The sequence below is a fragment of the Rhizobium pantanalense genome (assembly GCF_030182525.1).
Taxonomy (GTDB): domain Bacteria; phylum Pseudomonadota; class Alphaproteobacteria; order Rhizobiales; family Rhizobiaceae; genus Rhizobium.
Genome location: NZ_JAQJCH010000005.1, coordinates 80,830 through 106,355, shown reverse-complemented (window position 1 = coordinate 106,355; position 25,526 = coordinate 80,830). Strand labels below are relative to the sequence as shown.

Sequence of the window (25,526 nt, the reverse complement as noted above, 5' to 3'; positions counted from 1 at the left end):
TCCGCTACTCCATACCGAGCGCCCGCGCCACGCGGTCTTGCGCCGAATAATCCGTCAAATCGAGTTTCAAAGGCGTTACCGAAATACGATTTTGTTTCAACGCCTGAATATCGGTCCCTGGACGGAAGATGCCGCTCCGCTCACCGAAGCGAAGCCAATAATAAGGGAAGCCGCGACCATCGGCTCGCTCCTCGACCTGCACGTTGAAGGCAAGATTGCCCTGTGCAGTCACTTCCACGCCATCCACCTCGTCAGGACGGCAATTCGGAAAATTCAGATTGAGGAAGGTCCCGTCAGACAGATCGACGTTCATGAGCTTGTTAAGCAAAGCCGGAGCATGTGCTTCTGCCACTTCCCAGGGCACGACGCGCGCGCCGTTTTCATAGAGATAGGCCTGGCTCAAAGCAAAGGAGCGCACGCCTTGCAGCGTGCCCTCGATGGCACCGGCGATGGTGCCGGAATAGGTGACGTCGTCAGCGACGTTCGAGCCGGAATTCACGCCCGAAAGCACGAGATCCGGCTTGATGTCAATCACCTGGCGGATCGCCATGATGACGCAATCCGTCGGTGTTCCCCTGAGTGCATAATGCTTCTCGGAAACCTTGCGCATGCGCAATGGCTCGGAAAGGCTCAATGAATGGGCAAGACCACTCTGATCCGTCTCCGGCGCAACAACCCAGACGTCATCGGACAGAGTGAGGGCGATGCGCTCCAATGCCGCCAGACCTGCGGCATGAATGCCGTCATCATTGGTCAGAAGAATACGCATCGCCCCACCACCCGATTATGCTGCTTTTTCGATCCTCTTCAGACCACCCATATATGGCAGGAGTGCGTCGGGGACAGTGACCGAACCGTCCGCGTTGAGATAATTCTCAAGCACCGCGATGAGGCAGCGACCGACGGCCGTTCCAGAGCCGTTCAGCGTGTGAACGAACTTGGTGTTCTTGTCGTCCTTGCCGCGATAGCGCGCATTCATACGCCGGGCCTGGAAATCACCACAGACGGAGCAGGAGGAAATTTCGCGATAAGTATCCTGCCCCGGCAGCCAGACTTCGAGATCATAGGTCTTGCGCGCACCAAAGCCCATGTCGCCGGTCGAAAGCGTCATGACGCGATAATGCAGGCCGAGGCGCTTCAACACCTCTTCCGCGCAAGCCGTCATCCGCTCATGTTCGGCAATGGAGCTTTCCGCATCGGTGATCGAGACCAGCTCGCATTTCCAGAACTGGTGCTGGCGCAGCATGCCGCGCGTGTCACGGCCGGCAGAGCCTGCTTCAGAGCGGAAGGATGGCGTCAGAGCCGTGAAGCGCAACGGCAGCTTCTCTTGATCAAGGATCTCGCCGGAAACAAGATTGGTCAGCGAAACCTCCGCCGTCGGGATCAGCCAACGACCGTCGGTGGTCCTGAAGGAATCCTCGGAAAATTTCGGCAGCTGACCGGTTCCGAACATCGCCTCGTCACGCACCATCAATGGTGCGCTGACTTCGGTATAGCCGTGCTCGCTGGTGTGCAGATCAAGCATGAACTGACCAAGAGCGCGCTCAAGACGAGCAAGCTGCGCGGTCAGCACCGTAAAGCGCGAGCCTGACAGTTTTGCCGCGCGCTCGAAATCCATGTAGCCGAGCTCTTCGCCGATATCGAAATGCTCTTTCGGCTCATGGTTCCAGGTCGGCTTGGCGCCCCAGACGTGCTTGACGACATTGTCGTGCTCGTCCTTACCGACAGGCACGTCTTCGAGCGGGATGTTCGGAATGCGCGACAGCGCATCATTGAGCTCGGCGGTCAGCGTCCGCTCTTCTTCTTCCGCAGCCGGAAGCGAAACCTTGATGTCGGCAACCTCGGCCTTCAGCTTTTCGGCAAGCTCGCTGTTCTTCTGCGCCATCGCCGCGCCGATCTCCTTAGAGGCGGCGTTGCGGCGGGACTGCATGTCCTGGACGGATTGAATGACGGAGCGGCGCTTCTCGTCGAGCGCTATGAGGCTTTGCGACAGAGGCTCCGCACCGCGCTTGGCAAGCGCTGCATCAAAAGCCTCGGCATTCTCACGAATCCATCTGATATCAAGCATCTTCGTTCCAGGTCGTTTGACATAAGTACAACTCCGACCGAGGCTTCGGTCGGAGGTCGAACCGGCAAATACCTGAGAAATGAGGCGAAGGCCTCCCGCCTGGACGTTAATCCGTCTTGGCGATATCGGAACTTCCGCCACTCTCTTCAAGCGCTTGCCGGCTACGCTGACGCTCCACGAGTCTCGCCGCGTAGATGGAAATCTCGTAGAGAAGGATCGTCGGCAGTGCAAGGCCGATCTGGGACATCGGGTCCGGCGGCGTCAGCACGGCAGCGACGATGAAGGCGAAAACGATGGCAAACTTGCGCTTTTCCGCGAGCCAGGCCGACGTCAGCAAGCCGACACGTGCCAGCAGCGTGGTGATGACGGGAAGCTGGAATACGAGCCCGAAAGAGAAGACCAGCGTCATGATGAGGCTCAGATATTCCGAGACCTTCGGCATCAGCGCGATGCCGACCTGACCGTCACCACCCGTCTGCTGCATCTTCAGGAAGAACCACATCACCATGGGCGTGAAGAAGAAATAGACGAGTGCTGCCCCCATGAGGAAAAGCACGGGCGAAGCGATCAAAAACGGCAGAAAGGCATTGCGCTCGTTCTTATAGAGGCCGGGCGCGACGAACTTGTAGATCTGCGAAGCGATGATCGGGAAGGAAATCACGAGGGCCCCGAACATGGCAACCTTGACCTGGGTGAAGAAAAACTCCTGCGGCGCCGTATAGATCAACTCAGCCTTGGCAAGGTCGAGATGTGCCCATTCGACCGCCCATTTATAAGGATAGACCAGATAGTTGAAGAGATGCTTCGCCACTGCGAAACAGCCAATGAAGGCAACGAAGAACGCGACGAGCGACCAGATCAGCCGCGTGCGCAATTCCATGAGGTGTTCGATAAGCGGCTGCGGCTTATCGTCGATGTCACCCGTCATGCCTGGTCCTTCTTCTTGGGCGTTTTAGGCGTCGTCTTGCTGGCCGTAGCAGTCGGACGCTTCCTGGGAGCTGGGGGCGTCTTTTCCACGGCAGCAGCGACCGCGACCTTGCGCGGGGCTCGCTTTGGTTTTTCCGTCACGACGGGCGTCTGAACGGCGGCAGCCGCGACATCCTCGGCCTTGACCGGGGCCTTGGCGCGAGGCTTGCGAGCGACCTTCGGCTTTTCTGCAGCTTCACTCACAGCAGCCACCGGCTGGGGAACGGCTGCTGCCACTGCCTCTGGAGCAGCCGCTGGCGACGGATTGCTCGAAGCGGCAGGCATTGTGGACGTTGCCGCAAGCGCTTCCGGCAGGCCGGACGAGACGCCCGGAACCGGCTCGGATGGCAATGGTGTCGCGGCAGGCGCTGCTTTGTCCGGCGTAGCGACACGCTGCAGATCCGCCTTTATCTCATTGCCCATGTCCCGCAGCGGATTCATGGCTTCCCGCAGCGAGTTCATCGGATTGAGCTTCTGCGCATCGGCGATCGTCTGGCGCACGTCGTCCAGCTCTGCCTCGCGCATGGCTTCATCGAACTGCGCGCGAAATTCGCCAGCGACCTTCCTCGCCCGCGCTGTCATCTTGCCGATGGTCCGCAAGGTCGCCGGCAATTCCTTGGGGCCGATCACCACCAAGGCCACGACGGCAATAATTACCAGCTCGGACCAGCCTATATCGAACATGCAAAGGCTCCTGGGCCAACGGCAAGCCTCTCAACTCGGCGCCTGCCCGACATGATTACTTCGTTTCGTCAGCCTTATGCTCGACAGTACGGGACGCCGTCTGCGTCGACGTATCCTCGTCGTCGCTCATGCCCTTCTTGAAGCTCTTGATGCCCTTTGCGACATCACCCATCAGCTCCGGGATCTTTCCACGGCCGAACAACAACAGCGCGATGGCCAGGACGATGAGCCAGTGCCATATGCTTAGAGAACCCATTGCTTTAACTCCCAATTACAGTGTCTTTTCGATGTAAGACGTTTGCGGATGTTTTTCAAACACCAAAATGCAATGCATCCACGCATATCGGGATGACAAGCGCCGATGCGGGCGATCAAACGTCTCCAAGCCGAGAGGATGATTGTTATATTCGCACCCGCTGATGGCAAAAGAGAGACTTTGCCGGCGGTTTCGCGAAAATCTGCAGATGGGCTGTAATCCACATTATGCGAGCCGGCCAACGGTCAATCGCCGGAACTTGCACCGCTCGGCGGCAAGATGCCGAGTTCCTCCAGATCCAGCTGCGTGATCGGATCTTCGTCTTCGGTGAGCTCGTCGCTCATCAATGGCGAAGGAATATTGAAATTGGCCGGAATCCGGCCTGACAACAACCCCGCCCCCTTCAACTCTTCGAGACCGGGTAGATCGCGCAGCTCTTCGAGACCGAAATGATCGAGGAAATCGCGCGTCGTGCCAAGGGTTACCGGTCGCCCCGGCGTGCGGCGGCGGCCACGGAAGCGGACCCAACCGGACTCCATCAGGACGTCAAGCGTGCCCTTGGAGGTCTGCACGCCTCTGATATCCTCGATCTCGGCGCGTGTGACAGGCTGATGGTAAGCGATAATGGCCAGTACTTCCAGGGCCGCACGCGACAGCTTGCGCACCTCACTCTCGTCACGCCGGATCATAAAGGAGAGATCCGCGGCCGTGCGGAAGGCCCAGGCGCCATCCACCTGGACGAGATTGACGCCGCGCATCCCGTAATCGGCCTTAAGCTTCTGCATGACGGCGGGAATATCGACCCCGCGCGCCACCCGCTCGGCAATGAACGCCTCGGAGACCGGCTGGGCCGAGGCGAAGACCAGCGCTTCGGCGATCCGCTCGGCCTCGCTCAGCCGACGATCGTCTACATCGGGCGCTTCCGCCTCGTGCTCCACATGCTGCTGTTCGTCGTCCGGTTCCGTCACGCGCTTTCCTGCCCTATTCCGCTGCTTCCAGCGACGAATGCTTCGGCCCGCGCCGCATGTAAAGCGGCTGAAACGCGCCTTCCTGGCGAATTTCCAGTTGCCCCTCGCGCACCAACTCCAGCGATGCCGCAAAGGCGCTGGCAATCGCCGTCACCCGCTCGCTTGAAGTCGTCATGTAGCTCAGCAGGTAATGTTCCAGGGCCGTCCAATCGGTGATTTCGCCGATCATTCGGTCCAGAATAACGCGGGCATCGGCCAGCGACCAGACGCGGCGCTTCTCGATCGTCACCTGGGTCACGGCCTGACGCTGACGCAGGCTCGCATACGCGGTGAGCAGATCATAGAGGCTGGCGTCGAAGGCGGATTGGCGTCGATCCGGAATATGTTCCGGCGCACCACGTGCGAAGATATCGCGGCCGAGGCGGTTGCGATTGACGAGATCGGTGGCAGCATCGCGCATGGCTTCCAGGCGCTTCAGGCGGAAGGCGAGCGTCGCCGCCATCTCCTCGCCGGTCGGTCCGTCTTCCTTACTCTGCTGCGGGATCAGCAGCTTGGATTTCAGATAAGCGAGCCAAGCGGCCATGACGAGATAATCGGCCGCAAGCTCGATGCGGATACGCCGCGCACTCTCGATGAACTGAAGATACTGTTCGGCCAGCGCCAGAACTGAGATACGGGACAGATCGACCTTCTGGTTGCGCGCCAAATGCAGCAGCAGATCAAGCGGTCCTTCAAAGCCGGCGAGGTCGACAACAAGCGACGGCTCTTGCGAGCCGCGCTGCGTCTCACCCTCCTGCCAGAGCTTGTCCATCGGCGTTGCCGCCTGCTGAAGCTTGTCCGTGCTGCCGCTCACCCTGTCACCCGTCCGTTCCTCGAAGTCCGGTTTTACGCCACTGCGAACATCGCGTCGAATTCCGCCCGAATAGAGGCTTCATCGGCGCCATCATTTCTGCCGAATGCCGCTTCGACCGCCTTGGCCCGTTTCAGCGACGCCCCTGCCAAAGCAGGAACATTGCGAACCACCTGCTGCATTTCGTCCATGACGCCATTGCAATGCAGCACGATATCGCATCCGCCCGCAATAATATTTGCTGCACGTTCGCCGATCGTGCCTTTCAGCGCATTCATCGAGGTATCGTCCGACAGGAGCAGCCCCTGGAAACCGATATATCCGCGGATGATCTCCTCGATCACCTTGCGCGACGTAGTGGCCGGGTTTTCCGGATCGATATCGGTAAAAACGACATGGCAGGTCATCGCCATGAGTTCGTCCTTCATTGCAACGAAGGGAGCGAAATCATGCGCCTCCAGCTCCGCGCGTGGTACCGAGACGACAGGCAACTCGTGATGCGAATCCGCAAAACCGCGGCCATGGCCGGGCATGTGCTTCATCACGGGCAGCATACCGCCGGCTTTCAGACCTTCCGCCGCGGCACGCCCCATCTCGGTCACTGTCACCGGATCGGAGCCATAGGCGCGATTGCCGATGACGTTGCTCGATCCCTCAACAGGCACGTCAATCACCGGCAGGCAATCGACATTGATGCCGAATTTCAACAGATCGAAGGAATGAAGCCGCGACATCAGCCATGCGGCACGCAGGCCTCGTTCGCGATCCTGGCGATAGATATCGCCAAGTGCCTGCCCCGAGGGATAATGTGGCAGGATCGGCGGGCGAATGCGCTGCACCCTGCCGCCTTCCTGGTCGATGAAAACCGGAGCGTCGCGTCCGACGCTATCGCGCAAAGACGCAACGAGATCGGCGATCTGTGCCGGTTCGGAAATATTGCGTCCGAACAGGATGAAGCCCCATGGCTGCTCCTCCTTATAGAAGGATCGCTCTTCGGGCGTGATGGTGTGGCCGCTACAGCCGAGGATCATGGATTTCGATTCGGTCATATCCGAATCATAAGGCTTGCGCCGGGAAATGCGAGTGAGGTCAAGCGAGGATACACAGGAACAGCACCCTACAAATGAAAACGGCGAGCCAATGCCCGCCGTTTTCCAATATTCATATCCGATTTTACTTCGAAATCAGGCAGGTGCCGCCGGCGGCGCGATAGCGGGTGCAGATGGCCGCGGCCTCATCCTTCGAGCCGGCGACGACGCGGACGCGATAGTAGGTGCCCTTGCCGGCGATGTCGGCCTTGCGAATCTCCAGCGGATGATTGCCGATAATGCTGGCGAACTTGACCTTGAGGTTCGCCTGCGACTTCTGCGCGTCGGCTTCGGTCGGCAGAGATGCGATCTGCACGCCGTAAGCGCCGCCGCCCGCGACGGAGGTCACAGCCGGGGCTGCCGCCGGGCTAGCAGATGCGACCTGCTTCGGCTGAACCTTGGGCTGAGCTTGAGCTTGGGCTTGAGCCTGCGGGGCCGGAGCAGCCGTATTGGCCTTGGCGGCAGGCTCGGGACGTGTCGTCGGAACCGGGTTCGTCTTCACGACGCGGATCGGCGTGCTTTCGGCGCTGGCAGCGTCGGTATTATCCGACTGGGCTGCTGCCGGAGTATTTGCCTGAGACGGGCGCGAATTGGTCGATGCGACCTGATTGTTCGCCGGCTTGGCGGCTGCAGTCGTCGTATCGGCAATCGGCTCGTCGCGCGGAACCAGCGAACCATCCGGCTTGACGATCATCGTACGCACCTTGCGCGGAGAAACGGACGGCACCTGATCGTCGTTGTTGGCGGCGACGTTGGTGTTTCCACCATTCTGGTTCGGCAGCAGGCGCGGATCTTCGGTTTCACCGACCGGCGTCGACGTCACCTGATCGCCGTCGCCATCGCTGTCGTCAGGCGATACCGCCTCGGGAATCAGCGTCTTCTGGACGACGTCAACCGGCTGCTCGTTGGAGGAGACAAGCTCCTTCTGCTTCGGCGCCGCCGTACTATCGCCAGCGACGCGATCGTAGACGGCCTTGTCCTGATTCGGAACGACGGTGCCACCCGGATTTTCGGGAGCGACCTTGACCGGATCGCTGTCGGCCGCAATCACGCGCGGCTCTCCGGAGAAGCTGGAGATCGGCGCGCCGTGACGGATCCAGCTGTAGGCGCCATAGGCACCGACGCCGAGAACAACGATGACGGCGGCGGTCGTTACCATGCCGCGCACGGAGCGGACCGGGCGACGGTTTGCGGCGGGATTCAAGGTCATCCTGGCAACGTTCTCGACAGGCGTCGCCGCTTCACGATAGCTGCGGCGGAAGTCCTCTTCCAGCGCACGCTCGAACTCGTCGAACTCCTCGATCGGCTGCTTTGCGACGGGCGCAGCAGGCTGGGCCGCCGCATTTTTCGACCAGGAAGCGGCAACAGCAGCACCGCCAAGCGCAGCCGCAGCGGCCGGCTTGATCGGCTCGGGCGCGGCTTCCTTGGCCGGCGTACCGAGCAGGCTCGCCATTTCCGAATCGAGATCGAAATCAAATTCTGACGGAACAGAGATCGGCTCCTCCGGCTCGATCGCCGGCAGATGCGGAACATGCGAACCCTCGAAGGTTTCGACACGATCCTCCGTCTCGGAGATTTCCGTGGGATCGAACGGCAGAGGCTGGTCGGCCTCGAATACGGGCGCTGCCGTGGTTGCGGCATGGGCAACATTTACAGCAGGCGCAGCAGGCGCCGGTGCGGGTCGCATCGGCTGCGGCGCTGCGGCGGCCATCACCGGAACGGCAGGGTCCGGAGCGACCGGTGTTGCGCGGGAAAGGATCGGCTCTGCGATCGGAGCGATCGGAGCGGTCGGAGCCTGCTGATGCGCAGCGGGAGACTTTTCGGCTTCAGCGAAATCGAGGCCGGCAAGTTCCATTTCGATATCAGCCAGATCGAATTCGAAGTCCTGACCGGCAAAGGGGTCCTCCGCACCGAAGGTAATGGGTTTCGGCTCGTCATGCCGTACGGCTGCCACGGGAGCGGCGGACAACTCTGCAGGCTCGGAAAACGACGCACCGAAATTGCCGAAATCCGGCTCTTCCTTCGCTGCAGGCGCATTGGCTCTGGATGGAACCGGATAGCGATTCACATCGGCCAGCAGGGCATCGATCTCGGCGGAAAGCGCAGCCGGATCGGCCTTCGCGACCTTTGGCGGCTCTGGTGCCTGGAAGACGGCCGCAGCCGGCTGGGATGCAGCAGGCTGCGAGACGGCTTCCGGAGCGCGCGGAGGCTCGACGGGATCAAACGCCTCGAAATCAATGGCATCATCGAACAACGCTTCGTCAGACGTAGTTTTCGGCGCCGGCTGGGCAACAGCAGGCGCGGCCGCCGGCGTGAACTGCTCACGCGAGGCGGCAGGCGTTGCCAGGGCAAAGTTGGCAAGCGGCAACCGTATGGTGGCGGCAGCGGATTGCGGTGTCGGCTTCTGCGCAGCCGCCTGCGGCTCGACAGGCGCAGCCTTCGGCGCTGGCTGCAGAACCGGCGCGATCGACATTTCCAGCTCGTCGATCAAATCGCGAGCGCCGATCGTCGGCTTCACCGGAGCCGCAGGCTGCGGCGCAAGTTCTTCGAACTTCGGCTCTTCAAGCCGGGGCTCGGCCTGCACCGGCTCGGCGGAGAGCACAACCTCTTCATGGCTCGGCGGCGACACCTGCTCGACGGGAGCAGCGATGTCATTTGCCGGACTCATTCGCGGCGTATCATAGCGTTCGAATTCGCGAAGAAGCTCGTCTTCCAGGTTGAAGGCGGGTTCCTGCCGTTGAGCCGCAGGAGTTGCCTGAGCAGCGGGGCGCGGCTCAAAACCCACGATACGAGCGAGTTCTGCGAGCGGATCATCATCCGCAAAGAACTCGTCGTTTCCGCTTGCGCGATACGCCAACTGTTTTTCTGCCATCACCCGTTCCACTCGCAAACACTACAGTTAATGCCAGCGCAATGTGGGTAAATGGTGACGTTTATCGCATTTCGTCTGGTGCTGCGGTCCCGGTTATACCAAGACCCGACTTCAAAACCGACGCGACAGCGTACACCAGCCCAAGTCTGGCAATGCTCAATTCTCGGTTCTTATCGTTAACAAAACGTAATTCCGGTAAATCTTTACCTTTATTCCAGTGTCCATGGAAGGAACTGGCCAGATCGTAAAGATAAAAAGCAATGCGATGCGGCTCTTGCGACTGTGCTGCAGCTTCGATGATTCGCGGGAATTCCGCAATCTTCGCAACCAACTGCAATTCAGCCGGATCGGAGATCGCGCCAATGACAGCTTTTGACAGATCAAGCGAGGCGATGTCGAGGTCCGGGAAGGCTTCCTTGGCCTGACGGAAGACGGACATACAGCGGGCATGCGCGTACTGCACGTAGAAGACCGGATTGTCCTTCGACTGCTCTGTAACCTTGGCGAAATCGAAATCCAGAGGCTCGGAATTCTTCCGATAAAGCATCATGAAGCGCACCGAATCGCGGCCAACTTCATCGACGACTTCCCGCAGCGTGACGAAATCGCCGGAGCGCTTCGACATCTTTACCGGCTCTCCATTGCGATAGAGCTTGACGAGCTGGCACAGCAGCACAGTCAGCTTCGCAGCACCATCGGAAACGCCGCGGGCAACCGCCTCCAGCCGCTTGACGTAGCCGCCATGGTCGGCGCCAAGGATGTAGATCATCTCGTTGAAGCCGCGGTCGAACTTGTTCTTGAAGTAAGCAACGTCGGCAGCGAAGTAAGTATAGGAACCGTCCGACTTGATCAGTGGCCGGTCTATATCGTCGCCCACTTCTGTCGAGCGGAAGAGCGTCTGCTCGCGATCCTCCCAATCTTCCGGCAGCTGTCCCTTCGGCGGCGGCAGCGCGCCCTTGTAGACATAGCCCTTGAAAGTCAGGTCGTTGATCGCGGTTCGGATCAGTGCCGCGCCATTGGCATGCAGGGTGCGTTCGGAAAAAAACACGTCGTGATGGACGTTCAGCGCCTGCAGATCTTCCTTGATCATCGCCATCATCGCGTCGATAGCCCGATCCTTGACGATCGGCAGCCACTGATCTTCCGGCATGCCGCGCAGCTTGGTGCCGAATTCCCTGGCAAGCGCCTCGCCGACGGGAACCAGGTAATCGCCGGGATAGAGACCCGCCGGGATCTCGCCCACCTGCTCGCCAAGCGCTTCGCGATAGCGAATGAAGACGGAGCGCGCAAGCACGTCGATCTGCGAGCCGGCATCGTTGATGTAATATTCCTTGGTGACCTCATAGCCAGAGAAGGCCAGCAGGTTCGCCAATGCATCGCCGACGACGGCGCCGCGGCAATGGCCGACATGCATCGGCCCGGTCGGGTTGGCCGAGACATATTCGACGTTGACCTTCTGCCCGCCGCCGAGCTTGGAGCGGCCGAATTTCTCACCCTCGGAGATCATCGTCGACAGCAGCCGCTGCCAGTAGCCGACCGAAAGACGGATATTGATGAAGCCGGGGCCAGCGACCGAAACCTCGGCGACATCAGCATCTTCCTTCAGCTTGGCGACGATGATTTCGGCAAGCGCACGCGGATTGGTGCCCAACGGCTTGGACAGAACCATGGCCGCATTGGTGGCGACATCACCATGGCTGGCATCTCGCGGCGGTTCCACGCCAATACGTCCGAAGTCCACTTCAGATCGCTTTTCTCGCACGATATCAATTTGTTCGAGAGCGCTCTTAATTCTTACTTCGAAGTCGGTGAAAAGGTTCATCATATCGTCCACGCATTAGCTTCGGCGAGCCGCTATCGGCCCGACGCCGCCGCTGCCTACCGCAAATCGGGAGTCTGGTCAAACAGGCGCTTGTGGGCGCTGATGGCGTAGGTGTCCGTCATGCCGGCGAGATAGTCGCCGACATGCCTTGCCTTGGGGGCAATTGCGAGCCCGGCAATATGATCCACCCAGTAGTGGCTCTGCATCTCCCTAGGATTTTCCATATAGGCGCGGAAAAGGTCGGTGACGATCTGGGCCGCGCCGGCACGGATGCGCATGATGTCGGGATGGCGATAGATGCGCTTGAACAGCATCTGCTTGATCAGCTTGTCGGTCTCAGCCATCTCAGGCGAGAAAGTCGCGATAATCCGACCGGCGGCACGGATGTCGGCCACATTGCCCGGCTTGATTTCGGCGAGCGCCTGCTGCGAAACGGCAATGACATCCTCCACCATGCGGGTGATCTGCCGGCGCATGATCTCGTGGGTGAAACGGCTCGCCTCCAGATGCGGGTAGCGCGCCCTCACCTCGGCCATCAGCTTGGCGAGAAACGGCACCTCCTCCAGCATGTCGAAGGTCAGATAGCCGGCGCGCAGGCCGTCATCGATATCGTGCGTGTTGTAGGCGATATCGTCAGCGATCGCGGCGACTTGCGCCTCCAGGCTGGCATAGGAAGCGATTTCCAGATCGTGGATCTCGCAATAATCGAGGATCGGCTGCGGCACAGGCCCGCGGGAGCCCTTGCCGTCAAGCGTCATCAGCGGGCCATTATGCTTGACCAGGCCCTCAAGTGTTTCCCAGGTGAGATTGAGTCCGTCGAAATCGGCATAACGGCGCTCGAGCTTGGTGACGATGCGCAGGGATTGGGCGTTGTGGTCGAAGCCGCCATAGGGCAGCAGCACCTCATGCAGCGCATCCTCGCCGGTATGACCGAAGGGCGTATGGCCAAAATCGTGAACCAGCGCTACGCCCTCCGCCAGATCCTCATCCAGCTTCAGGGCTCGCGCCAGGGCGCGGGCAATCTGGGCAACCTCGATCGTATGCGTCAGCCGTGTCCGATAATGATCGCCGTCCTGGGCGATGAAGACCTGCGTCTTGTGTTTCAACCGCCGGAAGGCGGTCGTGTGGACGATCCGATCGCGGTCGCGCTGGAATTCGGAGCGTGTCGGGCTCGATCCTTCTTCATAGAGCCTTCCACGCGATTCCCAGGGATTTGTCGCATAGGCCGCCTTTTCCCCATATCCGAAACCCAATGCATGCGTATCAATCGTCATTATCAATCCATTCCGGCATTTGCCTCGCGCACCGCCATCAGCGCGACAGTCGTTTCCCTGCAATCGGTCCCAGGCCCTGTCCGGCAATACGACATATGCTCGCTCTTCGTACATCCCGGCCCATTGACGCCGCTTTGCGGCCTTCATACCTATAGACAAGAAAACAGCAAAATGGTGTGTGGCTCAACCACGAAACCATAGCTGTCAACGGCCTGACTTTCATGATAAAGGCTACAGATATCAGCCGTTTGAAAGTTCGACGGCTTATTGGTTCTCTCCGGATCTTGACCCCGGCAGGAGGAAGACATGACTGAGACAAGTGTTACCCTATCGGATGCTGCGGCCAAGCGAATCGCTGCTATCGTCGGCGCAGATGCGGGAAAGCGCGCTCTTCGCGTCGCTGTCGAAGGTGGCGGGTGTTCGGGTTTTTCCTATAAATTCGATCTCGTTGAAGGCCCCGAGGATGACGACATCGTGGTCGAAAAGGACAACGCGACCGTCCTAATCGATCAGCTGTCGCTGGTCTACATGGCGGGCTCGGAGATCGATTTCGTCGACAATCTTCTCGGCCAATCCTTTCAGATCAAGAATCCGAATGCAGTCGCAAGCTGCGGATGCGGCACCAGTTTCGCGATCTGATCCCTACCCTCTTTTTCTACAATTTGATGACCGGTCGGGAGCCTTCGCTCCGGGCCGGTTTTCATATGGGCTGTAGTCAAACCGATCGGCTGCGGATACAACAGGGCGAAGCAAAGGAATGAGCCGCCCATGAAAATCGCCACCTGGAACATCAACGGCGTCAAAGCGCGTATCGAGAACCTCTGCCAATGGCTGAAGGATTCGAACCCGGACATCGTCTGCCTGCAGGAAATCAAAACGGTCGACGAAGGCTTTCCACGTTTGGAGATCGAAGCGCTCGGCTATCACGTCGAGACGCATGGGCAGAAAGGCTTCAATGGCGTTGCGATTCTTTCGAAGACGAAACCGGATGAGGTGACGCGCGGTTTACCCGGCGACGACAGCGACGAACAGGCCCGCTTCATCGAGGCCGTGTTCTCCGTCGAAGGACACGGCGCCCTGCGGATCTGCTGCCTTTATCTGCCGAACGGCAATCCGGTCGATACCGAAAAATACCCCTACAAGCTCGCCTGGATGGAGCGCCTGCGCAAATTCGCCTTGGATCGCCTGGCCTTGGAGGAGCCTCTGATACTCGCCGGCGACTACAACGTCATTCCGGAGCCACATGATTGTTTCGACCCGAAGGTCTGGGAGAGCGACGCCCTCTTCCTGCCGCAGACGCGCCAGTCCTTCCGTCAGCTCGAACATCTCGGCTTTACCGATGCGGTACGCGCGACGACAGATGCAATCAAGCTTTATTCATTCTGGGATTATCAGGCCGGCGCATGGCCGAAGAACAACGGCATCCGCATCGACCATCTGATGCTGTCGCCCGAGGCTGCCGATCGCCTCACTGCAACGGCAATCGAGAAGCATGTGCGCGCCTGGGAAAAACCGTCGGACCACGTGCCTGTCATCGCGCATCTTGATTTCGGGGGCTAATCCGTCCGGCCGCAAGCACCTAGCTTAACCTCAGCAACAACGGCGTCCGTAAAGCCGGCGATCAATCGGAGCCGGCAACGTCAAGCTGGTGGGCCATGGAGACCGCTACACGGCGATCGTTCTCGTTGGCAACGGAGAATGCTTGCTCCTGCAGGTCTTCCATCCAGCTGCAGTCCTTCGGCTTGCACTTGTCCAGTGCCGCCGTCATGAAGGCCAGACCGCGGATGGATTGGCCTTCCTGGAACAGGATATTGCCGAAGACGGCCATGGCGCCCGGATGGCCGCTCTTGCGGGCTTGGTTCAGCCATTTCTTGGCCTGCTGAACATTGGTGGCGCCGCCTTCGCCGGACAGCATCATCTGCGCTAACTGGAACTGCGCCTCCGGAACGCCGAAGGTCGATGCCACCTGGAAATAAAGCTGCCGGGCCTGGTTGAGATCAATCTTCACCGGGCTGTTGGGGATGCCGCTCTTGTAATAGCTCGCGAGCGCCAGCAGCGCATTGATGAAGAAGCCGGTGTCCTCCGAGCCCGGTTCCACACCCTGCTGGGCGATCTCGCTATAGATCTTGAAGGCTTCGAAATCGTTCTGCGCCACGCCATCGCCATCGGCATACATATTGGCCAAGGCCCAGCGTGAGCCGGTATGGCCTTTTTCGGCGGCATAACGATAGGCTTCGACCGCCTCTTCCTTCTGTCCGTTCTTGTAGGCCTTGAAGCCGAACTTGAAGAGATCGAACGGACCTGATTCCTTGGTGACGCCGGCATTGATATCGAATGCCTTGGCTTGACCCGCCAGCACCACCGCGGTGGCAAGGGACAGGCTGAGCATCATGACTCTCGCTGATATGAACTCGGACTTAAACATAACAGTCGATTTCTTTCGCTCCATTCGGACCTGTCACGGCACTTGCATAATCGCCGCCAGCTTCACGAATGTTTTCCCTGACGGCGCACGAGACTGGATCGTCCTTCGAAAAGGCGTTTCCTATGGCATCCAACCGATGCTGTTTGCCACAATTGCGAGCATAGCTTGCAATTATGTCCAAACCAGCATTTGCGCGGCCGCTATCGCATCCCACCATCGAAGCAGCGCCTTCGTTCGCCTTCCGATGATGGAGCCCAAAGATCGGCCGGCTGACGACTTTCCTTGGCAGACAACGCGTTTTCGGCTGCGTCGGAAGCATCGCAGCTCCGATCCCGAATTGTTGCTTATGCCAAAGTGGAAGTTCACCCATCGACCGCTTACGCACTTTCTACAAGGCTTGCCCCTGTGCCCACGTAATCGCTGCTCCCCATTTGTGGCGGGAAATGGACAAATTGTAATCTGATCACGTGGCTGCAATGTCTTGAAATAGAGTGTTGCTAATTCGTCACAAAGATTTTATCGAACTTTAGATTTATTTAACCATAAATCAGGCAATAGAGGCGGTTTGCGTTCCGCCTTTTACCGATCAGACAAAGAAACGTCGCGAGACTCGGAAAAGCTCGCGACGTTGATGATAAAGTGAAGGATCAGTCAACTAGCTCCTTCAATTCAATGGCTTATCGTCAGAAGCTGACTTTAACCGATGTTTGAAGAGCCGCGACCAAGTCATTGCCGAAGCTATAGGTCGCATCATTGCCGTAGACGACACCGCCGCGTGTGACCGGTCCGGATTTGCCTGATGTCATGAGGCCGAGAGCGCCGCCGAAATTGAACTGAACATGCTCTGTTGCCTTATAGGCCACGCCCGCGCCGAGCGTCCATGTATCGGAGTTCATGCCATAGCCATCGCTTGTACCGCGATCCCAGGTCAGGCTGACGGCGCCACTCCACTTGTCATTGAACTTATGCCCGACACCGCCGGTAATCGTCCAGCCGTCCCTGTACAGCAGGTCAAGCGAGGTGAGCTCGGTAGGGCCATTGGCTCTGCAGGATATGCTGCGCGTGGAGCTCGGGCAGAGCGCGATGCTCTGCAGGATGCTCCAGTTCGTCCATTTAACCGATCCGAAGGCCAGCCAATCGGGCGCGATGCCGGTCTGTACCTTCCATTCCAGAGAGTCGGGAGCATCGGCCGAGCCGAAAACGGACGTTACCTTGCCACCGAAGCCGGGGACAACAGGCGGCGGCACTTCGGTCAGGTCGACGCTACCCTTCAGGTTGTCGTATCTGACCCGGCTGTTGTAGACGAGGCTCGTGCGGAAGGCATATTCCGGAATTTCGTAGGCGATACCGGCGCGCCAGCCCCAGCCGTGACCGTCGATGTCAAGCGAGCCCATGCCGTTGTAAATGGCTGAAATCGGAGCCGGAGTGGCGTAGACGAGGCGCGACTTGTAGCCGCTGACTTCCTGATAGAAACCACCGCCGATCAGACGCAACTGACCCGGACCCGCATCGAACTTGTACGAGCAGGTGGCCGAATAGTTGTTCGTGCGAACCTTGACTTCGGTTTCGTTATTGGCGCCGGCCCAGTTTGCACCTTCGTTGAGGTGGCCGCCGAAAGGCTGCGAATAGTCGGCCATGCAGTCGAGATCATCGGTGATGCCGATCTTGAAGGCAGCATAGGGAATGGCGTAATTTTCCGCCGCATCCGTCGAACGGCTACGGTTGTTGAGATTGCCATCAGCCGGATTGATGTCCTTGGCGTTCTTCAGTTTACGGTCGGGCATGACGTAAGTAACGCCTGACTCGAACACATAACGGCCTTTGTCGAAAAGCAGATCAATATCATAACCGCCACGATCAAGGCCGCCCGCAAAGGCAGCGGTGGCGAAAGACGAGCTGATAACGAGTGTGACTGCGCTCCTCAACGCAACAGAAAATGCCATTGTATCTCCCCCACATGTGCATTCAGTGGTTTGATTGTTGCGATGATCGCGTGAATTGGCAATGTGGCCCATAAGAGCACTGGCCATGTAAGAGAGTGATTGATTTACGTAAGAAAACGAACGCCGCCTGTGAAAATCCATCGGTGTAGGTAATTTTTTCTTTCGAAATAGCATTTTTAGCCTCTAATAGAATCTCATTCTTCACGGCAACAATTCTGTTACAATATGACAACAGTTTTGCTTTTCGAGCACGTTCAGCAACTTTAGGGGTAATCTGTTTCGCCTGTGCGAAACTGGCGGCGGATCCGGGGCGTTAGATCCAGTCAGTCCTATCGATTCGAGGGAAATAAACAAAAAGGCACGCGGCGAACACCGCGTGCCTTTTTCGATCCCAGATCTCTACTTCCTCAAGCGAATCGCGATTTCTCAGTTTCGCTTCTTGTGCTTCTCACCTTCGATCGCACGCATGTCCTAGCCGGCTTCGCTGACCCGGGCCAGCGCTACCTTCAGGCTCGCTTGCTGCCCCTCAAGCTCACCGAGACGCTCGCGCTCGGCGGTGACGACGTCCGGATTGGCATTGGCAACGAACTTCTCGTTCGAAAGCTTGCCGGCAATGCGTGCAATCTCCTGATCGTTCTTGGCAATCGCTTTTTCGAGGCGCGCTTTCTCGGCGGAGAGATCGATGAGGCTGCCAAGCGGCAGGCAGACCGTCGCCTCGCCGATGACGATCTGAGCAGCACCCTTCGGTGCCGTATCGGCAAGCGAAACCGCTTCCACGCGCGCCAGCCGCTTGATGGCGGCATCATGACGGAAGAGGCGTTCGCGCGTCAGGCTATTGGCATCGACAACAACCAATGGCGCCGTCGCAGCCGGCGGCACGTTCATTTCCGAACGAACGGAGCGAATGCCGGAAACAAGATCGATCAGCCAATTGATTTCATCGGCGGCGACATTGTCGGCATAGGACGGCGCCGGCCAATCCGCATGGCAGATCAGGCCCTCACGCTCCTGCCCCTCGCCTGCCGTGTGCGCCCAGAGCTCCTCGGTCATGAAGGGCATGAATGGATGCAGAAGCTTATAGGTCTCTTCGAGAACATAGGCTGCGCAGGACTGAGCCTCCGCCTTGGCATTCTCGTCTTCGCCATTGAAGATCGGCTTCAGGAGTTCGAGATACCAATCACAGAACTGATTCCAGATGAAACGATAGAGAGCGCCTGCGGCATCATTGAAGCGGAAGCTTTCCAGTGCTTCGGTAACGTCACGCTCCGCGCGCGCCAGCTCCGTCAGGATCCAGCGGTTTACGGTGAGCTCGGCCGCTTCGGGGACGAAATGCGGATCGCTCTTGGCACCGTTCATTTCGGCAAAGCGCGTGGCGTTCCAGAGCTTGGTGCCGAAGTTGCGGTAACCGGCGATGCGGGCCGGGTCGAGCTTCACGTCGCGACCCTGCGCGGCCATGATCGCCAGCGTGAAACGTAGCGAATCGGCACCGTATTGGTCGATCAACTCAAGCGGATCGATAACGTTGCCTTTGGACTTCGACATCTTCTGCCCGTTCTTGTCGCGAACGAGAGCATGAATATAGACCGTGCTGAACGGCTCGACGGGATTGCCGTTCTCATCCTTCATGAAATGCAGGCCCATCTGCATCATGCGAACAACCCAGAACGGGATGATATCGAAGCCGGTCACGAGGAGGTTCGTCGGATAGTAGCGCGCCAGTTCCGGCGTCTCGTCCGGCCAGCCGAGCGTGGAGAACGGCCAGAGTGCGGACGAGAACCAAGTGTCCAGCACGTCTTCGTCGCGCGTCAGGATTTCGCCGGGCTTGAAGTTCTCCAGCAGATCTTCGACGTAGGCCTTCATCGGCCCTTCATGCGAAAGATAATGCTGGATCGCTGCCTGCAGTGCCTCTTCCTCGGTCTTTTCGACAAAGACCTGACCATCCGGCCCATACCATGCCGGAATCTGATGGCCCCACCAAAGCTGGCGGGAAATGCACCACGGCTCGATGTTTTCGAGCCAGTTGAAGTAGGTGTTTTCCCAGTTCCTGGGCACGAACTTGGTTCTGCCCTCGCGAACGGATTCCAGCGCGGGCTGCCCCAATGTCTTGTTGTCGACGAACCATTGTTCCGTCAGGCGCGGCTCGATCGGCACGCCGCCACGATCGCCATGCGGCACGGCATGCGTATGCGGCTCGATCTTGTCGAGCAGGCCGGCCTCTTCGAAGATACGAACAATGATCTTGCGGGCCTCGAAGCGGTCCTTGCCTTCCAGCTCGTCCCAAGCGCCATGCAGCGCTGCCGGATGATCGAGGTCCTGGAGGAAGTCCTCGTTATCCTTGATGGTGATCGAGGCATCGACGTCCATGACGTTGATGGCACGCAGTCCGGCGCGCTTGCCGACTTCGAAGTCGTTGAAATCATGCGCCGGCGTGATCTTTACCGCGCCAGTGCCGGCGGTCGGATCGGCATAGGAATCGGCGACGATCGGCACCCTGCGGCCAACGATCGGCAGGATGACATGCTTGCCGACAATACCCCGATAACGCTCGTCTTCCGGATTGACCGCGATGCCGGTATCGCCGAGCATCGTTTCCGGGCGCGTCGTCGCAACGACAATATAATCGCGCGTTTCGAATTCGGTCGGCTTGCCTTCCTCGTCAAAGGCGATTGGATATTCATAGGTAACGCCGGGCTCCAGCGGATAGCGCAGGTGCCAGAGATGGCCCTTCACCTCATGCTGCTCGACCTCCATATCGGAGATCGCCGTCAAGAGCTTCGGGTCCCAGTTGACGAGGCGCTTGTCCTTGTAGATCAGGCCTTCCTTGTAGAGCGTGACGAAGACTTCGAGAACGGCCTTGGACAGGCCCTCGTCCATGGTGAAGCGTTCGCGCGACCAATCGCAGGACGCGCCGAGGCGCTTCAGCTGGTTGAAGATCAAGCCGCCCGATTCGGCCTTCCATTCCCAGATCTTTTCAATGAAGGCTTCGCGGCCCATCTTGCGACGATCCGGCTGCTGGCGCTCGGCGAGACGACGCTCGACGACCATCTGCGTGGCGATGCCGGCATGGTCCATGCCGGGCTGCCAGAGAACATCCTTGCCGCGCATGCGCTCGAACCGCACCATGATGTCCTGCAGCGTGTTGTTCAGCGCATGACCCATGTGCAGCGAACCGGTCACGTTCGGCGGCGGGATAACAATGGTGAAGGTTTCCGCGCCCGGCTTGGCGTTCGCACCGGCGCGAAAGGCGTCGGCCTCATCCCATTTTTGGGCGATCTTCGGTTCGACGGTGGCGGAATCATATGTTTTGTCGAGCATTTTATGACCGGATCTAGAGGACTGGGTGATGCGGGTTGTAAATAGGATGGCCGTGGGCAAGTCAATAAAAAAGCCGCCCCGGAGCCCGGAGCGGCGGATCGTCTACCCGAAGCTCGGGCTTGTCAGCGGCGCGGACCGCGGGCCACTCGTTCGATTTCTTCACGCACGAGACGCTCGACAAGGGTCGGCAAGTTGTCGTCGAGCCACTCCTGCAGCATGGGCCGGAGCATCTCCTGTGCCAGTTCATCGAGGGAGCGGCGCGGGCCGCCATCCACGATGGCAGCTAGTTCTTCAAACGAGCGGGAAACCTGTGCGCCGGCGGCTTCCGACATCAGCGGCGATGCGGATACGGCCTGGGCCGATGGCGAGGATGCCGCCTCCACTTCCGCCGTAACGGTGAGTTCCGCCGCCTCGAAAATCGGTGTTACGGCGGGTGCTGCGATCTGAGGCGCCGCAGAGGCAGCCGCCGGCCTCTGCGCTTCCATCTCAGGTTCAACCTCGGCCACCGCCCGCATAACAGGCGGAGCGACCGGCGCGGCAACATCCGCAATAGCCTGTCTCAGGGGAGTGTCGGCGATCGGCTCGACGTGCACCTCGGCACGGCGCGCAGCCATGGCGGGCGGCAGCTCCCGCGGCTGCGGCGGCTCGCGCCCGGCATTCAGCAATGCAGCGGTATTGCGCTCGGAAGCGGCGCGCACACGCGCGGCAACATCGGCCAGCGACAGACCGCGACCGCCAGCTTCCGGCTCTGCAACCGGCACCTGCGAGTTTGCCGCAACGAAACGCGGGTCCTGTTCGGCAGCGCGCGCCCGATCGGCGGCAGCGAACTCTTCATCCACAGTCAATTGAATATCGTCATCACGCATGCCGCTGCCGGCGAAATGCGATGAGGGAACTGGCTTGGCGCCTACGGGTTCGTTGCTTTCGATGATCCTGCGGATCGACGCCAGAATCTCTTCCATGGACGGTTCACGCACTACATTTGGCTGAGCCATATTCATCCCCGTTTTCCCATATTCAACGACCGGAAACTCGCACCACAAACTCGGCAGGCGACACCCGAATCAGGGCCACCCTAGATGACTGTCTTCGGGAAAAAAATCACCTGAAAAGCACTAAACCCGGTGATGCACAGTTTTGTTACGATCACGACGAATCGCTCTGCTAAGCACGATTCTGCCACAGGCGGCGACAATAAAAAACAGGCGCCAAAAGGCGCCCGTCGCAAGCTCAAAAATAGCTCGTCCAAGAAATCAGAAGACGAATTCCTTGGCCTTGGCAAAGCCCGGGAGCGGCTTGATCGAGGCATTGAAGAAGACGTTTTCCGAGAAGGCACCGCGCTCGCGCATGAAAACGGTGGCTCGGGCGGCGTGACCATAGCCGATGACCGTGATTAGGCGGCCGTCTTCGCCGAGTTGGTCAAGCAGGCCCTGCGGCAACTGCTCGATCGAGCCGTTGAGGAGAATCACATCGTAGGGTGCGTTAGCGGCATGTCCCTTTTCAAGGTCCCCGCCAACGACCGTCACGTTATCGTAGCCAAGCGCGGCAAGATTGGTCTTCGCCTGAGCCGCAAGTTCCTCGTTGGATTCAAGCGCGATGACCTTGCCGGCGAGAAGCGACAGAACGGCGGAGACATAGCCTGTGCCACAGCCGACATCGAGAACCTTGTCGTTCTTGGTGATCGCGCCGAGCTGCAGCAGCTTTGCAAGCGGCGAGGCTTCCATGAGGAAGCGCCCGGGAGCGACCTCGATATCGCAATCGACATAGGCCAGAAGCTTCGACTTCTCCGGTACGAAGTTTTCGCGCGGTACGGCGAAAAATGCATTCAACACGGAATGAGAGGTGACATCCGTCGTCCGGATCTGGTTCTCGACCATCTTCACGCGCGCTGCTTCGAAATCCATCTTATCCTCTTGCGCCCTTGGTGCCCAAACGGGCTGGCTCTACTTTCTGTTACGCGTGTCTTAATCGCCTGACGCTGCGCTTTCAAGGCATTGCCGCAACAGGCGCCGAGATTCATGGTGAGGCGTCGCCGACGAACAACAATCGGCGCCCTAAATTCGATCCAGCGCCTTTCGGTACCCGGGATCTGCAACACCTTGCGAATCCGCAGTGCCCAGACCAGGACGCTCATTAGTAAAATGTTAACCTAACGCGACCACGCTCCGGGCATTGGACCCGCCCGGGTGGGTAACCAATCGACCTTCCGGCCCGAAGCTATTCGGCCCAAACATTAAATTTGAATAGAAGGTGGCTGGGATGCCTGTTTCTCTCGTTCTTTTCGTCGTAACGTCGCTGCCGCTGGTGGTTTTTCTGGCCGCGAGCCTTTCCTCGATGATGTAGGTTTTCCGAATGAGGCTTTCGCTCTTCGCTGCCGCGCTTCTCCTTCTCTTACCCCAGGTCGCGTTGAGCGAGGAAACGTCAAGCGAGGATGAGCCGAAAGAGACAGTCCCGATCATCGGACATGTCGTTACCGGAAAACAGCTCGACGAATGGTGCGAAGAGGACCGAACGCTCGCTTCCGTCTATATCCAGGGCATTCTCGACGAGGCCCAGCGGACGAAGAGCCTGACAATCCGAGCCACGAAGCAGACTCCGAAAAACTCATCGCGCTACGAGCATTACCTTCAACAGTTCGTCGGCGCTTTCTGTCTGCCGCCGGAGCTCAGCAATACAAAGGCGACGACGGTAGCCTGCAAATGGATGGCGGAGCACTCCTGGCAGCTCGAGCGCCCTGCCAGCTCGCTGATCGCACGCGCCTACAAATTCGCCTTTCCTTGCCTTGAGGAATAGTCGTTCTTCCGCAATGGTGGCTAAAAAACTGACACGAGACAGCTAAAACTTTCGCTGAGGATTGAGAATCATCCGAAGCAACCATGCCCCTTGCCCGTCTGCGAGACGGATGCGCAACGGAACCGGCGGCTCAAGCGAAGATCTCAGTCAGGCCGAAGAGCGCGAGGCTTCTTGCGCGAAGACATCACATCGCATTTGCGTTGACAATTACTAAGCACACCTTATAATTAGGATGCTGAATTTGATTGACCTCTAGTCCAGCGAAAGGCGGCCCAGTTTTTTCCCTAGACTGGACCGCTTTTGCTTTTGTGGAAGCAAGAATTCTCTATCCATTTGCTTCGCACTTTCAGCACCGAACCAGATCGGCGTCCGATTGCATTTGCCATTTAAGCCAATGCTGAAACCGAAGCGCCGGCACCCGCCATCCTCAACTCCCATAACTCCTCAGTACGTTAAGCGTCATTTCAGTTTCGAATGCGACGCTGAAACGGGATAGGGAGTATCAATGTCGTTACCGAAGTCGCAGTGGCTTGCGCTGACACCAGTCGAGCGCAAGAAGCTTGCTCGCCTAATTATGATTCGCCTGCTGCCAATCCTCGGTGCTTTGGCGCTGCTCGGTATTGTGTCGCTTATAATGTTTGCTCAATAGAGAATTTCGAAGATCGAACGCCGCTACCGCCGTCGAAAGCCAAGATTCGGGAAAATGAAATAGGCACCAATTGCTGATGGCAGCTGATGGCACATCCGCGACGGTCCTGCCGTCCTGGGCGTAATGCGTTTCATCACCCGCATTGAAGGCTTGCACAAGAGCAGCAGGCAATTCTCTCTTCAAAGTGAAAAAAGGACAGAATTCAGAATAAGCCTCTTGCGGTTTTCTTTGGATCATTCTAAATCCGCGCCACCACAACGCAAATTGCTTTCGGATGGCCTCGTGGCGGAGTGGTTACGCAGAGGACTGCAAATCCTTGCACCCCGGTTCGATTCCGGGCGAGGCCTCCAATTTCCTTTAAATCTTCAATAAGTAATTGATTTTTACTGAATTTTCAGAAGGCAATTTGAGCCTGAATCATTCAGTTGCACCGAAGCTACGTGTGGCAATCCGTTCTCTCTTCAGTTTTCCGCCTCATCTATCGGCCGAACCGGAATGGCGCACGAAATAGTTGCGAAGCTTAAGACCGCACATCCTTTACGCGGCGGCGCAGGAATATTAGACAGCCATGCTGAAATTTCGAACAGTAAGTGAGAATTCGGAGATGTTCCTGCTGCGGCCAGCAACACCTGACGACATCGCGCGCAATTATGAGATATGGGGAACCTCCGTGGAAGCCACCCATGATTTTCTCGATGCATCGGACCAGGAAGCGATTGCGAGGATGGTCTTGGAAGACTATCTGCCGAACGCAGAGTTCACGGTGGCGGTGGATGCTAATAATTTGCCACACGGCTTCCTAGGAGCGACCGGGAACCACATCGATTCGCTCTTCATACATGTCGACAGCAGAGGTGCGGGCTTGGGACGTCTGCTTTTCGACGGCTTCCGTGCTGGAAAAGATGTCGTCACCGTCGACGTGAACGAGCAGAATGTGGGCGCTGTCGGCTTTTACGAGCGGCTCGGATTCAAGGTGACGGGGCGCGCCGATGTCGACGACCAGGGCCGCCCCTACCCGATCCTTCATTTGCGATGGCAAAGACCGACCGCGCCATGAGGCGCAGCTGCCGATAGCGCTCCATTTCGGATGCTGTGGCGACCATCTTGGATTTTAGCGAACCGATGGAAATTGAGGACTAAAGGCTCATTGCCGGATCAAGGCGCAGCCATCCTGTCGGGCACGTCGAGTTGCCAGCCCATTCAGGTAGGTTATGAAAACCTGTGGTGGCTGCTAGCATTCCTACTACCGGTTTGTAAGCCACCCACGGACCGGACAGTGCCGCGTCCGACGAGACTACGCCCCCAGTAATGTCGTCGGACGCACCAAGCCTCCGTCAACAGCATCGCAACCAAGCGCGATTCCAGACCGTCTCTCACCCTTTCTTATATAGACCGATGTGCGTCAGAATGATGTACGCCCGCCACGGGTTGCGCTGCCGGGAATCGTTTCAATAGTTGCGACTCAGAAGAACCGAGACTCGGCGCTGCCATCCGGATTGAGGGACAATCGGCTGCGCCCGTCTCAGAAATGACCATAATCATATGGCTGCGGC

The 25,526-nt window shown here is 58.6% G+C and carries 21 protein-coding genes and 1 tRNA gene; 5 read left to right on the top strand and 17 right to left on the bottom strand.

Features of this window, described 5'->3' with window-relative positions; translation table 11 throughout:
• Positions 1-4 precede the first annotated feature (4 nt).
• From surE to PH558_RS14540, 11 genes are all read right to left on the bottom strand, one after another.
• Positions 5-769 (bottom strand): 5'/3'-nucleotidase SurE, encoded by a 765-nt coding sequence (gene surE, locus PH558_RS14590; RefSeq protein ID WP_285205080.1) that lies wholly within the window; start codon positions 767-769, stop codon positions 5-7.
• Positions 770-784: 15 nt separating this feature from the next.
• The gene (serS, locus tag PH558_RS14585; RefSeq protein WP_285205079.1) at positions 785-2,068 is read right to left on the bottom strand and encodes a serine--tRNA ligase; all 1,284 of its coding nucleotides are present in this window, start codon (positions 2,066-2,068) and stop codon (positions 785-787) included.
• 106 nt (positions 2,069-2,174) lie between these two features.
• Positions 2,175-2,996, bottom strand: a complete 822-nt coding sequence (gene tatC / locus PH558_RS14580) for a twin-arginine translocase subunit TatC (protein WP_285205078.1) — start codon at positions 2,994-2,996, stop codon at positions 2,175-2,177.
• Positions 2,993-3,718, bottom strand: a complete 726-nt coding sequence (gene tatB / locus PH558_RS14575; RefSeq protein ID WP_113409233.1) for a Sec-independent protein translocase protein TatB — start codon at positions 3,716-3,718, stop codon at positions 2,993-2,995. Before tatB ends, tatC begins: the two co-directional genes overlap by 4 nt.
• A gap of 55 nt (positions 3,719-3,773) precedes the next feature.
• On the bottom strand, positions 3,774-3,974 hold the full coding sequence (locus tag PH558_RS14570; protein ID WP_095434759.1) for a twin-arginine translocase TatA/TatE family subunit: 201 nt from the start codon (positions 3,972-3,974) through the stop codon (positions 3,774-3,776).
• A 245-nt stretch (positions 3,975-4,219) separates the two neighbouring features.
• Positions 4,220-4,912 carry an SMC-Scp complex subunit ScpB gene (gene scpB, locus PH558_RS14565; RefSeq protein ID WP_285205375.1) on the bottom strand — a complete coding sequence of 231 codons (693 nt, stop codon included), beginning with the start codon at positions 4,910-4,912 and terminating at the stop codon, positions 4,220-4,222.
• 43 nt (positions 4,913-4,955) lie between these two features.
• Positions 4,956-5,753, bottom strand: coding sequence for a segregation and condensation protein A (locus tag PH558_RS14560; protein ID WP_285205364.1), 798 nt, complete (start codon positions 5,751-5,753; stop codon positions 4,956-4,958).
• A gap of 74 nt (positions 5,754-5,827) precedes the next feature.
• The gene (gene nagZ / locus PH558_RS14555; protein WP_095434757.1) at positions 5,828-6,841 is read right to left on the bottom strand and encodes a beta-N-acetylhexosaminidase; all 1,014 of its coding nucleotides are present in this window, start codon (positions 6,839-6,841) and stop codon (positions 5,828-5,830) included.
• A 124-nt stretch (positions 6,842-6,965) separates the two neighbouring features.
• A complete protein-coding gene (locus tag PH558_RS14550; RefSeq protein ID WP_285205077.1) occupies positions 6,966-9,752 on the bottom strand; it encodes an SPOR domain-containing protein in 2,787 nt (928 codons plus the stop codon).
• 61 nt (positions 9,753-9,813) lie between these two features.
• Positions 9,814-11,574: an arginine--tRNA ligase gene (gene argS, locus PH558_RS14545; RefSeq protein WP_285205076.1), complete on the bottom strand. Its 1,761-nt coding sequence runs from the start codon at positions 11,572-11,574 to the stop codon at positions 9,814-9,816.
• Between the two features lie 56 nt (positions 11,575-11,630).
• Positions 11,631-12,848, bottom strand: a complete 1,218-nt coding sequence (locus PH558_RS14540) for a deoxyguanosinetriphosphate triphosphohydrolase (protein WP_285205075.1) — start codon at positions 12,846-12,848, stop codon at positions 11,631-11,633.
• 306 nt (positions 12,849-13,154) lie between these two features.
• Between PH558_RS14540 and erpA the strand changes: the two genes are divergently transcribed.
• Positions 13,155-13,487: an iron-sulfur cluster insertion protein ErpA gene (gene erpA / locus PH558_RS14535; RefSeq protein ID WP_069611967.1), complete on the top strand. Its 333-nt coding sequence runs from the start codon at positions 13,155-13,157 to the stop codon at positions 13,485-13,487.
• A 129-nt stretch (positions 13,488-13,616) separates the two neighbouring features.
• Positions 13,617-14,408 (top strand): exodeoxyribonuclease III, encoded by a 792-nt coding sequence (xth, locus tag PH558_RS14530; RefSeq protein ID WP_095434754.1) that lies wholly within the window; start codon positions 13,617-13,619, stop codon positions 14,406-14,408.
• Positions 14,409-14,469: 61 nt separating this feature from the next.
• Here the strand turns inward: xth and exoR are convergent, their stop codons facing one another.
• From exoR to PH558_RS14505, 5 genes are all read right to left on the bottom strand, one after another.
• The gene (gene exoR, locus PH558_RS14525) at positions 14,470-15,273 is read right to left on the bottom strand and encodes an exopolysaccharide production regulator ExoR (RefSeq protein WP_095434753.1); all 804 of its coding nucleotides are present in this window, start codon (positions 15,271-15,273) and stop codon (positions 14,470-14,472) included.
• Positions 15,274-15,956: 683 nt separating this feature from the next.
• The gene (locus tag PH558_RS14520; protein ID WP_285205074.1) at positions 15,957-17,216 is read right to left on the bottom strand and encodes an OmpP1/FadL family transporter; all 1,260 of its coding nucleotides are present in this window, start codon (positions 17,214-17,216) and stop codon (positions 15,957-15,959) included.
• A 471-nt stretch (positions 17,217-17,687) separates the two neighbouring features.
• Entirely contained in the window at positions 17,688-20,531 is a 2,844-nt protein-coding gene (locus PH558_RS14515) for a valine--tRNA ligase (RefSeq protein WP_285205073.1), read from the bottom strand.
• Between the two features lie 122 nt (positions 20,532-20,653).
• Positions 20,654-21,526 (bottom strand): PopZ family protein, encoded by an 873-nt coding sequence (locus tag PH558_RS14510; protein WP_285205072.1) that lies wholly within the window; start codon positions 21,524-21,526, stop codon positions 20,654-20,656.
• 258 nt (positions 21,527-21,784) lie between these two features.
• On the bottom strand, positions 21,785-22,435 hold the full coding sequence (locus tag PH558_RS14505; RefSeq protein ID WP_285205071.1) for a protein-L-isoaspartate O-methyltransferase family protein: 651 nt from the start codon (positions 22,433-22,435) through the stop codon (positions 21,785-21,787).
• A gap of 448 nt (positions 22,436-22,883) precedes the next feature.
• Between PH558_RS14505 and PH558_RS14500 the strand changes: the two genes are divergently transcribed.
• Positions 22,884-23,324 carry a Rap1a/Tai family immunity protein gene (locus PH558_RS14500; protein ID WP_095434747.1) on the top strand — a complete coding sequence of 147 codons (441 nt, stop codon included), beginning with the start codon at positions 22,884-22,886 and terminating at the stop codon, positions 23,322-23,324.
• Between the two features lie 568 nt (positions 23,325-23,892).
• Here the strand turns inward: PH558_RS14500 and PH558_RS14495 are convergent.
• Positions 23,893-24,210 carry a hypothetical protein gene (locus PH558_RS14495; protein ID WP_285205070.1) on the bottom strand — a complete coding sequence of 106 codons (318 nt, stop codon included), beginning with the start codon at positions 24,208-24,210 and terminating at the stop codon, positions 23,893-23,895.
• Between the two features lie 39 nt (positions 24,211-24,249).
• On the opposite strand from PH558_RS14495, the gene PH558_RS14490 reads away from it, so the two are divergent.
• Positions 24,250-24,323, top strand: a tRNA-Cys gene (locus tag PH558_RS14490).
• Between the two features lie 254 nt (positions 24,324-24,577).
• Entirely contained in the window at positions 24,578-25,030 is a 453-nt protein-coding gene (locus PH558_RS14485; protein WP_285205069.1) for an acetyltransferase, read from the top strand.
• Positions 25,031-25,526: the final 496 nt, after the last annotated feature.